Source organism: Streptomyces sp. NBC_01465 (genome assembly GCF_036227325.1).
In the GTDB taxonomy this organism is placed as follows: Bacteria; Actinomycetota; Actinomycetes; order Streptomycetales; family Streptomycetaceae; genus Streptomyces.
The window spans coordinates 3,091,015-3,104,800 of sequence record NZ_CP109467.1; the positions used below are offsets into that span (position 1 = coordinate 3,091,015).

At 68.9% G+C, this 13,786-nt stretch carries 13 protein-coding genes; 4 read left to right on the top strand and 9 right to left on the bottom strand.

The window, feature by feature from the left end; translation table 11 throughout:
* The first annotated feature begins 29 nt into the window (after nt 1-29).
* The 4 genes from OG707_RS14375 to OG707_RS14390 all read left to right on the top strand — a co-directional run bounded on the left by OG707_RS14375 (nt 30) and on the right by OG707_RS14390 (nt 3,613).
* On the top strand, nt 30-1,322 hold the full coding sequence (locus OG707_RS14375; RefSeq protein WP_329118143.1) for an MFS transporter: 1,293 nt from the start codon (nt 30-32) through the stop codon (nt 1,320-1,322).
* 23 nt (nt 1,323-1,345) lie between these two features.
* Nucleotides 1,346-2,050: a L,D-transpeptidase family protein gene (locus OG707_RS14380; protein WP_329118145.1), complete on the top strand. Its 705-nt coding sequence runs from the start codon at nt 1,346-1,348 to the stop codon at nt 2,048-2,050.
* Between the two features lie 95 nt (nt 2,051-2,145).
* Nucleotides 2,146-3,126 carry a sigma-70 family RNA polymerase sigma factor gene (locus tag OG707_RS14385; RefSeq protein WP_329118147.1) on the top strand — a complete coding sequence of 327 codons (981 nt, stop codon included), beginning with the start codon at nt 2,146-2,148 and terminating at the stop codon, nt 3,124-3,126.
* Nucleotides 3,127-3,157: 31 nt separating this feature from the next.
* Complete coding sequence (locus OG707_RS14390; protein WP_329127792.1) at nt 3,158-3,613, top strand: DUF1877 family protein; 456 nt, start codon at nt 3,158-3,160, stop codon at nt 3,611-3,613.
* Between the two features lie 6 nt (nt 3,614-3,619).
* On the opposite strand, the gene OG707_RS14395 is transcribed toward OG707_RS14390, so the two are convergent.
* The 9 genes from OG707_RS14395 to OG707_RS14435 form a co-directional block, all read right to left on the bottom strand.
* Nucleotides 3,620-3,895 carry an STAS domain-containing protein gene (locus OG707_RS14395; RefSeq protein WP_329118149.1) on the bottom strand — a complete coding sequence of 92 codons (276 nt, stop codon included), beginning with the start codon at nt 3,893-3,895 and terminating at the stop codon, nt 3,620-3,622.
* A 65-nt stretch (nt 3,896-3,960) separates the two neighbouring features.
* Nucleotides 3,961-5,238, bottom strand: a complete 1,278-nt coding sequence (locus OG707_RS14400; RefSeq protein WP_329127793.1) for a thymidine phosphorylase — start codon at nt 5,236-5,238, stop codon at nt 3,961-3,963.
* A 111-nt stretch (nt 5,239-5,349) separates the two neighbouring features.
* Nucleotides 5,350-5,742, bottom strand: coding sequence for a cytidine deaminase (locus OG707_RS14405; protein ID WP_329118150.1), 393 nt, complete (start codon nt 5,740-5,742; stop codon nt 5,350-5,352).
* The gene (locus OG707_RS14410) at nt 5,739-7,004 is read right to left on the bottom strand and encodes an ABC transporter permease (RefSeq protein ID WP_329118152.1); all 1,266 of its coding nucleotides are present in this window, start codon (nt 7,002-7,004) and stop codon (nt 5,739-5,741) included. Before OG707_RS14410 ends, OG707_RS14405 begins: the two co-directional genes overlap by 4 nt.
* Nucleotides 7,004-8,125 (bottom strand): ABC transporter permease, encoded by a 1,122-nt coding sequence (locus OG707_RS14415; protein ID WP_329118154.1) that lies wholly within the window; start codon nt 8,123-8,125, stop codon nt 7,004-7,006. The genes OG707_RS14410 and OG707_RS14415 overlap by 1 nt, the downstream gene beginning before the upstream one ends.
* Nucleotides 8,122-9,798, bottom strand: a complete 1,677-nt coding sequence (locus OG707_RS14420) for an ABC transporter ATP-binding protein (protein ID WP_329127795.1) — start codon at nt 9,796-9,798, stop codon at nt 8,122-8,124. The genes OG707_RS14415 and OG707_RS14420 overlap by 4 nt, the downstream gene beginning before the upstream one ends.
* Nucleotides 9,799-9,934: 136 nt before the next feature.
* Nucleotides 9,935-10,996: a BMP family lipoprotein gene (locus OG707_RS14425; protein ID WP_329118156.1), complete on the bottom strand. Its 1,062-nt coding sequence runs from the start codon at nt 10,994-10,996 to the stop codon at nt 9,935-9,937.
* Nucleotides 10,997-11,202: 206 nt separating this feature from the next.
* A complete protein-coding gene (locus OG707_RS14430) occupies nt 11,203-12,285 on the bottom strand; it encodes a BMP family lipoprotein (protein ID WP_329118158.1) in 1,083 nt (360 codons plus the stop codon).
* Between the two features lie 159 nt (nt 12,286-12,444).
* Nucleotides 12,445-13,656 carry an amidohydrolase gene (locus OG707_RS14435; protein WP_329127797.1) on the bottom strand — a complete coding sequence of 404 codons (1,212 nt, stop codon included), beginning with the start codon at nt 13,654-13,656 and terminating at the stop codon, nt 12,445-12,447.
* Nucleotides 13,657-13,786 lie beyond the last annotated feature (130 nt).

Genomic DNA, 13,786 nt, shown 5'->3' on the forward strand with positions numbered 1-13,786 from the left:
CATGAAACGAGTGGGTCCAATATCGGGGCATGCCTCCTGCCAGTACCGGGGCACTCACCACGGTGAGTGCCTCCGCCGCGCCGTTGCCCCAGCCGGTCCACCTCACCCCCGGCCGCCCCGGCTACCGCCGTATGAGCTTCGCGCTCTTCGCCGCCGGGATCGCCACCTTCGCGCTGCTGTACTCCACGCAGGCGCTGCTGCCCTCCATCACCGCCGGGTTCGGAGTGACCGCGAGCCAGGCCAGCTGGACGGTGTCCGCGGCGACCGGCGCGCTGGCCGTGTGCGTGCTTCCGCTGAGCGCGCTCAGCGAGCGCTTCGGGCGGCGGACCATGATGACGGCCTCGCTCTCCGTGGCCGTGGGCATCGGCATGCTCGTCCCCTTCGCGCCGAACCTGGGCTGGCTCATCGCCCTTCGCGCGATTCAGGGCGCGGCGCTGGCGGGGCTCCCCGCCTCGGCCATGGCATACCTCGCGGAGGAGGTCCAGCCCAAGGCGCTGGTCGCCGCGATCGGGCTCTTCGTCGCGGGCAACTCCATCGGCGGCATGAGCGGGCGCATCGTCGCCGGCTGGGTCGCCCAGGCGTGGGGCTGGCGGGCGGCGCTCGCGGTCATCGGGCTGATCGCCGTCGTGTGCGCGGTCGCGTTCCGGATCCTGCTCCCCAAGGCCCGTAACTTCACGACCGGTTCGCTCAACCCGCGGGCCCTCGGCCGTACCGTCGCCACGCACCTCTCCGACCCGCTCCTGCGCCGCCTGTACGCGATCGGCGCGCTCTTCATGACGGTCTTCGGCGCGGTTTACACGGTGATCGGCTACCGACTGGTCGCCGAGCCCTTCAACTTGCCGCAGGGCCTTGTCGGTTCGATCTTCCTGGTCTATCTGGTGGGGACGGTCTCGTCCGCGGCGGCGGGCAAGCTGGTCGCCCGCACGGGCCGCCGCGGCGCGCTCTACCTCGCGGTCTCGACCACGGCGGCGGGTCTGCTGCTCTCCCTGTCGGACGCGATCGCCGCCGTACTGCTGGGACTTGTCCTCATCACGGCGGGCTTCTTCGCGGGCCACGCGGTCGCCTCGTCCTCCGTGAGCCGTACGGCCAAGACGGGCCGCGCCCAGGCCTCCGCGCTCTACCAGTCCGCGTACTACCTGGGCTCCAGCGCCGGCGGCACGCTCGGCGCGATCGCCTTCCACGCCGGGGGCTGGGGCGGCACGGTCGCACTCGGGCTGCTCGCGGTCGTCGGCGTCGCCTCGATCACGCTGTACGGGACGTACGCGGCGAGGACCGCACCCCGGCCCGCCGGAAACTTCCGCCCCGTCCGTGCAACTGACTGACCGATCCGTCTGTCTATCTGAGTGTGAAGCCTAGAGAGATACGAAAAAGCGCCCTCGCAGCCGGGATCACCGCCGCACTGGTGGTCCCGCTGACGGTGGTGCTGGGCGGTGCGGCCCCCGCCCAGGCAGCCTCGTGCTCGACCAGCACGGGTCCCTACCAGAAGCAGGTCGAGAAGTTCCTCGGCCGCCCGGTGGACGGCAAGCAGTCCGCCGCCGACTGCAAGGCCACACGCGCCTTCCAGTCCAAGCACGGCATCACCCCCACGATCGGGTACGCGGGACCGGTCACCTGGGGCGTGATGAACCTGATGAACCAGCAGAAGGCCGCGGGCAAGACGCCCAACAAGGCCGGCAAGTGCCCCACCAACAAGGGCCGTATCGCCTGCGTCGACCTGACCCGGCAGCTGAGCTGGATCCAGGACGGCAAGAAGCTGGTCTACGGGCCGGTGCCGGTGCGTACGGGACGCAAGGGGTACGCGACCCGGACCGGCCTGAAGAAGATCTACTGGCGCGACCTGCACCACGTCTCGAACATCTACAACGTGGCCATGCCGTACAGCCAGTTCTTCGACGGCGGCGAGGCCTTCCACTCGGTGAACCTGTCGATGTGGAACCCGCCGGGCTCGCACGGCTGCGTGAACATGACGCCGACGACGGCGAAGAAGTACTGGTCGCTGCTGAAGAAGGGCGACGAAGTGTACGTGTACGGGCGGAAGCCCGGGACCTGAGCCGGCAAGACGGCAAGGACGGGGTCGATTGTCAGTGCCCTCAGGTAGGTTCCCAGTCATTGACCGGATTGGGTTCCAGCAGGGGGGCGCTCACGATGAGCGATCTTGCAGCACCGACTGACATCGACGCACGACTCGAAGGCCACCGGCGGGAGTTGACCGGTTACTGCTACCGGATGCTCGGCTCGGCCTTCGAGGCGGAGGACGCGGTCCAGGACACGATGGTCCGGGCCTGGCGAAGCTTCGACCGCTTCGAGGGACGGTCCTCGCTGCGCTCCTGGCTGTACCGCATCGCGACGAACGTCTGCCTGGACATGCTGAACGCGGGCAACAAGCGCGCCCGCCCCATGGACCTGACGGAGTCGACGCCCGTCGCACAGGCGGCGCTCAACTCCCGCCCGGAGATGACGTGGCTGGAGCCGGTCCCGGACGGCCGGGTGCTGGCGTCGGTCGAGGACCCGGCGGAGACGGCGGTGGGGCGTGAGACGATCCGCCTCGCCTTCATGGCGGCGCTGCAGCACCTGCCGCCGAAGCAGCGGGCGGTGCTGATCCTGCGCGAGGTGCTGGCGTGGAAGGCGGCGGAGGTCGCGGAGCTCCTGGAGACGACGGTGGCGTCGGTCAACAGCGCGCTGCAGAGGGCCCGTTCGACGCTGGCGGAGGCGGAGCCCGCGGCGACGGACACGGCGGACCCCCTGGACGAGGAGCAGCAGAAGCTGCTGGCGCGGTACGTGTCGGCGTTCGAGGGCTACGACATGCAGGCGCTGACGGCGCTGCTCCATGAGGACGCGACGCTGTCCATGCCGCCGTACGACCTGTGGCTGCGCGGCCACGACGACATCGTGGGCTGGATGCTGGGCGTGGGCGAGGTCTGCCGCGGCTCGCGCCTGGTCCCGGTGGTCGCGAACGGCACACCGGCGTTCGCGCACTACCACCCGAGCCAGTCGGGCGAGGGCTTCGACCCGTGGGCACTGATGGTCATCGAGATCACGGAGGGCCGGGTCGCGGGCATCACATCGTTCCTGGACGTGGAGCGCTGGTTCCCGCTCTTCGACCTGCCGCCGAAGCTGGAGGCCTGAGGCGTTGGGCGTCCACATGCATCTGCGGGCCATGCCGGAGAACGAACTCCGGGACGATTACGCATGGTTGGAACAGACCATGTGGGACGCCCTGGATCGCTTCCCGGAGGAGTCCGCGCTCGGGATCAGCGCCGTCCTGGAGAAGTCGCACGACCAGATGGCCAGGATCTACCGGTGCGCGCGTACGGGAACGGAGCTCGAGGATCTGCCCGTCTTCGGAGGCCGGCCCGTCTTCGACCCCGGAGAATCCCTGCCGCCGATCCTGATCCTCGGCCCGGAGGACGTCGGCCGGGCTGCGGAGTTCTTGGCAGGAACCTCCTTCACCGCGCTGTGGCCCGACGCGAAGTCCGAAGTGGGCTGGGGCGGCTGGGACAAGGACGGCTCCGAGGCCCAGGCGCACTTCCGCTCGTGCCACGAAGACCTGACCGCCTTCTTCACGAAGACGTCGGCCTCGGGGCACGCAGTGGTGAAGTTCTTCTCGTTCTGACGACCGTCAGGTCCCGAGCCCGGCCAGGTCCAGCAGCGCCTTCAGGCCCGGTGGTACGTCACGCAGGCGCAACGTGCTGCCGAGTCTGCGGGCTGTCAGGCGGAGGCGGGCCACCGCCTCGACCGCTGCCAGGTCCGGGGCGACCAGGACGCCCACGTCGCAGATCACCTCGGGCGCCCCCGTGCCGTGCAGGAGGATCCTCAACTCCTCGCACAGGCAGGGGACGTCCTCCCGGGTCACCGGGCGGGTGATGACGAGGACTGGCAGTTCGGTGGCCTTCACATGGGTGCAGACCGGGGGCGGGCGCGGAACTCATCGCCGCGCCCTCCCCCGGTCTCACATCCTGATCAGGCGATGCGGTCGAGCAGGATCGGGGCCGCCGTGAACTCCGTTCCCGCGGGGGCGATGTCGTACGCGCCCTCCAGGGATTCCAGGGCGTACGGGAAGCGCTCCGGGGTGTCCGTGTGGAGGGTCAGCAGCTTCTGGCCCGCCAGGACCACGTCGCCCGGCTTGGCGTGCATCTCGACGCCCGCCCCCATCTGTACGGCGTCCTCCTTGCGCGCCCGGCCCGCACCCAGCCGCCATGCCGCGACGCCAACTCCCAGCGCGTCCAGGCGCGTCAGGACGCCCGTGGACGGGGCCGTGACGACGTGCGTCTCGCGGGCCACCGGGAGCGCCGCGTCCGGGTCGCCGCCCTGCGCCGCGATCATCCGGCGCCAGGCGTCCATCGCCGAGCCGTCGGCGAGCGCCTTCGCCGGGTCCGCGTCCTTCAAGCCCGCCGCGTCCAGCATTTCGCGGGCCAGGGCGAGGGTCAGCTCGATGACGTCCGACGGGCCGCCGCCCGCCAACACCTCGACCGATTCCCGGACTTCGAGCGCGTTGCCGGCCGTCAGGCCGAGCGGCGTGGACATGTCGGTGAGGAGCGCGACCGTGTGCAGGCCGTGGTCCTTGCCGAGGCCCACCATCGTCTCGGCGAGCTCGCGCGCCTTCGCGAACTCCTTCATGAAGGCACCGGAGCCGACCTTCACGTCGAGGACGAGCGAGCCCGTACCCTCGGCGATCTTCTTCGACATGATGGAGGACGCGATGAGCGGAATGCAGTCGACCGTCGACGTCACGTCGCGCAGCGCGTAGAGCTTCTTGTCCGCCGGTGCGAGGCCGCTGCCGGGCGCACAGATGACCGCGCCGACGTCCGTCAGGGCCCGCATCATCTCCTCGTTGGAGATGTCCGCACGCCATCCGGGGATCGATTCCAGCTTGTCGAGCGTGCCGCCCGTGTGACCAAGCCCACGCCCGCTGAGCTGCGGAACAGCCGCCCCGCAGGCCGCGACGAGCGGGGCCAGCGGCAGCGTGATCTTGTCGCCGACGCCGCCCGTGGAGTGCTTGTCGGCGGTGACGCGGGGCAGCGCGGAGAAGTCCATCCGCTCCCCGGAGTTGATCATCGCGGCGGTCCAGCGGGCGATCTCCGCGCGGTCCATGCCGTTGAGGAAGATCGCCATGGCCAGGGCGGACATCTGCTCGTCGGCGACCTCGCCGCGCGTGTAGGCGTCGATGACCCAGTCGATCTGCTCGTCGCTGAGCCGCTCGCGGTCGCGCTTGGTGCGGATGACGGAGATGGCGTCCATGGTCATGGAGCGGGCTTCCTTCCGGAGGAGCTGTCCACGCGCATCTATGCGCGTAGATCATCTATACGAACAGACCCGGCACCCCCAGTACAAGGGGTGCCTGGTCGGAATTCACACCAAATGCTGCGGACCGAACGCGTCCGGGAGCATCTCGGCCAGGGTGCGGACCCCGGACGAGGTCTCCAGGAGCAGCTCCGGGCCCCCGAACTCGTACAGCAGCTGACGACAGCGCCCGCACGGCATCAGCACCGCGCCCGCGCCGTCCACGCACGTGAAGTGCGTCAGCCGCCCGCCGCCCGTGGCCTGCAGCGTGGAGACGAGCCCGCACTCGGCGCACAGCCCGAGCCCGTACGACGCGTTCTCCACGTTGCAGCCCGAGACCGTACGGCCGTCGTCGACCAGCGCAGCCGCGCCGACCGGGTAGCCCGAGTACGGGGCGTAGGCGCGGGACATCGCCGTGCGGGCCTCGGCCCGCAGCGCGTCCCAGTCGACCTCGTCCGTCACTTGCCCTGGCCCTTGTAGTACGGAATCCCGTCCGCCTTCGGCATCCGCAACCGCTGCGCCGAGAGCGCGAGGACCAGCAGGGTCACCACGTACGGCGTGGCCGTCACGAACTGGCTCGGCACCTCGTCCGTCAACAGGTACCAGGTCAGCACCAGGGCCGCGACCGCCGCCGTGACGAGCCCGCCGACGTACCTCTGCTTCCAGATCAGCCAGGCCACCGCGAAGGCGAGCAGGATCACCAGGAGCAGGAGGAGTGCGTGCACGTTCGTGCCGCCGCCTCGCAGGTTGAGGCTGTCGGTGTAGCCGAAGAGGCCGGCGCCGAGCGCCAGTCCGCCCGGCATCCAGTTGCCGAAGATCATCGACGCGAGACCGATGTAGCCACGGCCGCCCGTCTGTCCCTCCAGGTAGAAGTTGGCGGAGACGATCGAGAGGAACGCGCCGCCGAGGCCCGCGAAGCCGCCCGAGATGATCACGGCCAGGTACTTGTACTTGTAGACGTTGACGCCCAGGGACTCCGCCGCGACCGGGTGCTCACCGCAGGAGCGCAGCCGCAGACCGAAGGACGTACGCCACAGCGCCCACCAGGAGAACGGGACCAGCGCGATCGCGATCACCGTCAGCCAGGACACGTTGGTCACCAGACCGCCGAGCAGTCCTGCGATGTCCGAGATCAGGAACCAGCCCTTGTGGTTCAGGGTGGACAGCCAGTCCGCAAGACCCGGCACCGTGAAGGAACCCAGCGCGTCCACCGGCGGCGACTGCTTGGAGGAGCCGCCCTCCTTGCCCTCGAAGGCGAACTTGGAGAGATAGCGGGTCATGCCGAGGGCGAGGATGTTGATCGCCACACCGGAGACGATGTGGTTCACCTTGAAGGTGACCGTGACGACCGCGTGCAGCAGTCCGCCCAGCGCACCGCCGAGGATGCCGAGGAGCAGCCCGACCCACGGGCCCCACTGGTAACCGGCCCAGGCGCCGAACCAGCTGCCCAGGATCATCATGCCTTCGAGGCCGATGTTGACGACGCCCGCGCGCTCGGACCACAGACCGCCGAGCCCGGCGAGGCCGATCGGCACCGCGAGCTGCAGGGCGGTGGACATCTGGCCGACGTCGGTGATGCCGTCGGCGCCGGTGATGATGCGCACCAGCGAGGTGAGCGCGAGCACACCCGCGATCAGCAGCATCAGAACGGGGAGGGTGAGCTTGGATCGGACGGGCTTGCCGGGCTTCGCCTTCGGCGTCCCGGCGACGGTTGCCGTAGCCATCAGACCGCCACCTCCTTCGCGATGTCGGAGTTCTTCTTGCGGCGGGCGGCCGCGGCCAGTTCCTCGCCGACGCGCTGCTGCTGGCGGCGCGTGCCCCAGTTGCGTACGACCTCGTAACTGACGACCACCGCGATGACGATCAGGGCCTGCATGATCACCGCGATCTCCTTCGGGTACCCGTTGAAGTCGAGCGCCGGGGACGCCTTGTCGAGGAAGGCCCAGAGCAGGGCGGCGAAGGCGATGCCGACCGGGTTGTTCCGGCCGAGCAGCGCGATGCCGATGCTGGTGAAGCCGATGGTGCTCGGGAAGGTGAGGTCGAAGGTGTGCGTGTCGCCGAGGAGGATCGGCATGCCCGCGAGGCCCGCCATTCCGCCGGAGAGCAGCATCGCGGTGAGCACCATGCGCTTGGAGTTCACACCGCTCGCCGCGGCGGCCGACTCGGAGGCGCCGGAGGCGCGGAGGTCGAAGCCGAAGCGGGTGCGGTTGAGGACCAGCCAGTACAGGAAGCCGATGACGACGGCGACGATCACGAAGCCGTAGATGCTGCCGGCCGCGCCCATCGAGATGCCGGGGAACCAGCTGGACTTCGACATGATGCCGGTCGTCTGGTTGTTGCCGACCGCGACACCGAGGTTGTCGGTGAGGGTCAGCCAGGCGATGAGGCTGGACGCGATGGTGTTGAGCATGATCGTCGCGACGACCTCGCTCACCCCGCGGGTGACCTTGAGTACGCCTGCGATGCCGGCCCAGAAGGCGCCGGTGAGCATCGCGATGACGATCAGCATCGGGATCTGCAGGAAGCTGGGCAGCGAGACCGAGGCGCCGACGACGGCGGCGGTCATCGCGGCGAGGCGGTACTGGCCGTCGACCCCGATGTTGAAGAGGTTCATCCGGAAGCCGATGGCGACGGCGAGGGCGGCCAGGTAGTACATCCCGGCCTGGTTGATGATCAGCACCTGCACGTCGGAGTACCCGGCCTGCTGGAACATCAGGGTGTACGGCTCGATCGGGCTCTTGCCCGAGACCAGCAGGATGACCGAGGTGAGCGCGACGGCGATCACCAGTGCCATGGCCGGTCCGGCGAGCGCGAGGATCACGCGCTCCTTGGAGAACTTCTTCATCGGACCTCACCGTCTTCTGCGGCAGCTTCGGCATCGTCTTCGACGTGCTCAAGGTGGCCGGAAGCGGCGCCGGTCATCGCCGAGCCCAGTTCTTCCGGGGTGATGGTGGCCGGGTCGGCGTCCGCGACCAGGCGGCCGTTGTAGATCACCCGGAGGGTGTCGGAGAGCCCGATGAGCTCGTCCAGGTCTGCCGAGATCAGCAGGACCGCGAGTCCTTCGCGGCGCGCCTCGCGGATCTGGTCCCAGATCTGCGCCTGCGCGCCGACGTCCACACCGCGGGTGGGGTGGGCGGCGATCAGGAAGCGGGGCTTGTGGCTCATCTCGCGGCCGACGATCAGCTTCTGCTGGTTGCCGCCGGAGAGGGAGGCCGCGGTGACGTCGATGCCGGGAGTACGGACGTCGTACTCCTTGACGATGCGGCGGGTGTCCTCCTGGGCGGACTTGGGGTCCAGCCAGAATCCCTTGGAGTTGGGGCGCTCGGTGACGTGACCGAGGATCCGGTTCTCCCAGAGCGGGGCTTCGAGGAGCAGGCCGTGGCGGTGGCGGTCCTCGGGGATGTACCCGATGCCGGCCTCACGGCGCGCGCGGGTCGGGCGGCCGGTGATGTCCTCGCCGAGGAAGCGGATGGTGCCCGCGTCCGCGTGCTTCAGGCCGATGAGCGCGTCGATCAGCTCGGTCTGGCCGTTGCCCTCCACGCCCGCAACGCCCATGACCTCGCCGGCGTGGATGGTGAACGAGATGTCGTCGAGCAGAAGCTTGCCGACCTCCGGGCCCGCAGGCTTGTAGTGGTCGAGGGGCGCGATGCCCTTCAGCGAACTCTCCTTCGGAACCGCACGGATGCCGTCCTCGGCCAGAGTCAGGCCCTCGACCTGGATCACCGGCTTGTCCGTGACCGTCGACTCGCTCGTCTCCGGCGTCGGCAGCTCGCTGCCCACCATCAGCTCCGCGAGCTGGCGCGGCGTCGTCTCGGCGGGGACGGCCGTGCCGACCGTCGTACCGCGCCGGATGACCGTGATCTCGTCGGCGACCGACAGGACCTCGCCCAGCTTGTGCGAGATGAAGATGACCGACAGGCCCTCGGACTTGAGCTCGCGCAGGTTGTCGAAGAGCGCGTCGACCTCCTGCGGCACGAGCACCGCGGTCGGCTCGTCGAGGATCAGTGTCGTCGCGCCGCGGTAGAGGACCTTGAGGATCTCCACGCGCTGACGGTCGGCGACACCGAGGTCCTCGATGAGGACGTCGGGGCGGACCCCGAGCCCGTACCGCTCGGAGATCTCCTTGATCTTCTTACGGGCGGCCCCGCCGATGCCGTGCAGCTTCTCGCTGCCGAGCACGGTGTTCTCCAGGACCGTCAGGTTGTCCGCCAGCATGAAGTGCTGGTGGACCATCCCGATGCCGCGGTTGATCGCGTCGGCCGGGGTGGAGAGGGCTATCTGCTCGCCGTCGATGGCGATGGTGCCCTCGTCCGGCTTCTGCATGCCGTAGAGGATCTTCATCAGCGTCGACTTGCCGGCGCCGTTCTCACCGACGAGCGCGTGGACGGTGCCCTTGCGGACGCTGAGGTGGATGTCGTGGTTGGCGACGACGCCGGGGAACCGCTTGGTGATGCCGGTCAGTTCCACGGCGAGTGCCGTGCCGGAAGCCGGGGCCGGCGGGCTGGTGGACGCGTTGATAGCGCACTCTCCTCGGGAAAGGGGCTGTCTACGCGCGTAGGTCCCCTGCTTCAACGGAGCTCTTGCCGGGCCGTTGAGAACGGGGCACGGGAAGGCGATCCTTCCTGTGCCCCGTTCCACGGCCGTATCGCTGTGGTTACGGAGTGGTCTTGACCGTGATCTTGCCGCTCGCGATGTCCTTCTTCGCCTGCTCGACCGCCGCCTGCACGGCCGTCATCTTGGTGAAGGCCGGGTTGGAAGTGGCGAGCGCGACGCCGTTGGAAGCGAGGTCGGCGCGGACGACGCCGGTCTCGGGCTTGCCATCCTGCACGGACTTGGCGAGGTTGAACACCGCATCGGATACCGACTTCGTCACAGAAGTGAGGATGTGGTCCTTGTACTTGGCGAGGGCCGACTGGTTGTACTGGTCGGAGTCGACGCCGATGGCCCACTTGCCCGCGGTCGCCGCGGCCTCGATGGAGCCCTGACCGGCCAGACCGGCAGCCGAGTAGATCACGTCGGCGCCCGCGTCGAGCTGGCCCTGAGCAGCGGCCTTGCCGAGGTCGGGCTTGGAGAAGCCGTCGAAGTTCGGGGGCTGGGTCAGGAACTGCGACTTGACCTTGACCTTGCCGCCGGAGGCGTCCTTGACGCCCTGCTCGTAGCCCGCCTGGAACTTCTTGATCAGCGGGGTCTCGACACCACCGATGAAGCCGACGGTGTTCGTCTTGGTCGTCTTCGCGGCGGCGACACCGGCGAGGTAGGAGCCCTCCTGCTCGCTGAAGACGAGGTCGGCGACGTTGTCGGCCTTGATCGTCTCGTCGTCGATGATGCCGAAGGTGACGTTCTTGTACTTCGCGGCGGCCTGCTTGACGGCGTCCGCGTAGACGAAGCCGACACCGATGACCGGGTTGTAGCCGGCCTGCGCGAGGGACTCGAGGCGCTGGACCTTGTCCGCGGTGGACTCGCCGGCCGACGGCTCGACGTCCTTGCCGCTGACCTTGAGCTCCTTCTCGGCCTTCTGCATGCCGGCGAAGGCGGCATCATTGAAGGACTGGTCGCCCTTGCCGCCGACGTCGTACGCGAGGGCGACGCCCTTGGCGTCCCCGGCCTTGCTGCTGCTGCCGGCCGAGTCGGTGGACGTACCGCCACAGGCAGAGAGGGCGAGGGCGAGGGCGGTGGTTGCAGCGCCTGCAACCGCTATTCGAGAAACCCGGCGCATAGGGAAGTGCTCCTTCGGTACTGCGCCGTACAGGCGCTGGCTCCGCCGCAGCGTAACGCGCGTAGACAGAACATAAAACCCCCCAAGTCCACCCGTTATCGGGCTGTGTCTCACCGCGCGTACGTGTCGCATACACCTGTTACGGGCAGCAAAGAGGGCGGGGCGCGGGGTCCAAGACCCCGCGCCCCGCCCGCCCAATGATCTTGTTACGGCGCGGTCTTGACCGTGATCGTTCCGGCGATGATCGCCGCCTTGGCCTTCTCCACGGCAGCGACCACATCGCTCATCGCCGCGTACTTCGGGTTGGAGGCGGCCAGGCCGACCCCGCCCGACTTCAGGTCGAAGCGCTGCTCGCCGGAGAGCGGCTTGCCCTCGACGACCGACTTCACGAGGGAGTAGACGGCACCGCCGACGTCCTTCGTCATGGACGTGAGGATGTAGTCCTTCGAGGCGGCGAGCGCCTTCTGGTTGTACTGGTCGGAGTCGACGCCGATCGCCCACTTCTTACGGGCGGCCGTGGCCTCGATCGCGCCCTGGCCCGCGAGGCCGGCCGCGTGGTAGACGACGTCCGCGTTCTTGTCCAACTGCCCCTGGGCGGCGGCCTTTCCGAGGTCCGGCTTGGAGAACCCGTCGAAGTTCGGCGGCTGGGTCAGGTACTGCTTGAGCACCTTGACCGACTTGTCCGTGTCGTTGACGCCCTGGGCGAAGCCCGCCTCGAACTTCTTGATGAGCGGGGTCTCGACACCGCCGATGAAGCCGACCGTCTTCGTCTTGGTGGTCTTGGCGGCCGCGACGCCCGCCAAGTAGGAGCCCTGCTCCTCGCTGAAGACCAGGTCGGCGACGTTGGGGAGCTTGATGGTGGAGTCGTCGATGATGCCGAAGGTGGTGTTCGGGTTCTTGGCCGCGACCGCCTTCACGGCGTTGGCGTAGACGAAGCCCACCCCGATGACCGGGTTGTAGCCCTGCTGGACGAGGGTGGTCAGCCGCTGGATCTTGTCGGCGTCCGACTCGCTGGCGGACGGCTCGACGTCAAGTCCCTTGATCTTGAAGTCTTTTTCGGCCTTCTCGAACCCGGCGTAGGCGGCGTCGTTGAATGACTGGTCGCCCTTGCCGCCGATGTCGTAGGCGAGGCCGATACCCTTGCCCTTGTAGCCGGTCGAGGCGCCCGTGCTGCCGTTGGACGGCTTCGAGCCCGAGTCGTCGGTGCTGGTCTTTCCACAAGCGGAAGCTGCGAGGGCCATGGCGGCGACCGCCACAGCAACTCCGGACAGCCTGGATATACGGCGCAACGGAAGCTCCTTCATCCAACGCGCCGCTCTGGGCGCTGATTTCGGCGCAGCGTAACGCGCGTAGATGGTCCTGGGAATGTGGTTTGACGGTGCCGTTACCGATTCGTGCCGACCGCCGGTTACGTCCCGGTGAACCAGCCGGACGAATCAGTACCGACCTCAGTATTCGCCGTCCAACAGTGCCGCAGCCGTGAAGAGTTCGACACCGACCGTGATGGACTTTTCGTCCGCGTCGAAGTCCCCCCGGTGCAGATCTCCCCGCGCACCGTCCCCGGGCGTCCGCACCCCGAGCCTCGCCATCGCGCCCGGGACCTTCTCCAGGTACCAGGAGAAGTCCTCGCCGCCCAGGCTCTGTTCCGTGTCCTCCACCGAGAACGCCCCGCGCCGGGCCGTCATCGCGTCGTGCAGGAGCTGAGTGACGGCCGGGTCGTTGACGACCGGGGGCACGCCCCGGATGTACTCGACGACCGACTTCGCCCGGTGCAGGTCCGCGATCTCGACGATCGCCGCGTGGACCAGGTCGGGGGCGTCGTGCCACGCCTTGAGGTCCAGGCACCGTACGGTCCCGGAGAGTTCGGCGTGCTGGGGGATCACGTTGCACGCGTGGCCCGCCTCGATGCGGCCCCACGTCAGCGCGAGGCCCGAGCGGGCGTCGATGCGGCGGGAGAGCAGGGCGGGGACCTCTGTGACGACCTTCGCCGCCGCGGTGACGAGGTCGGTGGTGAGGTGGGGGCGGGCCGTGTGGCCGCCGGGGCCGTCCAGGGTGATCTCGAGCCGGTCGCAGGCCGACGTGATCGGTCCCGTACGCAGCCCGATGCGGCCCGCGTCCACCTTGGGGTCGCAGTGCACCGCGATGATCTTGCCGACCCCGTCCAGGACCCCGGAGTCGATGGCGTCGGGGGCGCCGCCGGGCAGGACCTCCTCCGCCGGCTGGAAGATCAGGCGTACCGCGTTCGGGAGCAGGCCCCGGCGGTCGAGGTCCGCCAGGACGAGGGCCGCGCCGAGGACCGTGACCGTGTGGATGTCGTGGCCGCAGGCGTGGGCGCGGTCCGGGACCGTGGAGCGGTAGGCGCAGTCGGCCTTGGTGTCCGGAATGGGGAGTGCGTCGATGTCCGCGCGCAGGGCGAGCATGGGCCGTACGCCGTCCCACGTGCCGACGTCGCACATCAGGCCGGTGCCGGTGTCGAGCACGCGCGGTGCGAGCCCGGCCGCCTCGAGCCGCTGCTTGATCGCGGCCGTGGTGCGGAACTCCTGGTTGCCGAGCTCGGGGTGCATGTGGAGGTCGCGGCGGAAGGCGATCAGTTCGGTGCGCAGGTCGTCGGGCAGCGCGCCGAGGAGAGTGGTGGCCTGGTCGTCGGAGTCGCGGGACATCAACTGGTTCACCTTCTGAAGAGTAGGCCCGGGTCCACCCCAACTCACCCCCGATCAACAAAAGTTCAACCGCATAGGCGAAGATCGACTGGCTCTGGGGCGTATGAAGTGCCCTCGTGGTGGGTAAGCT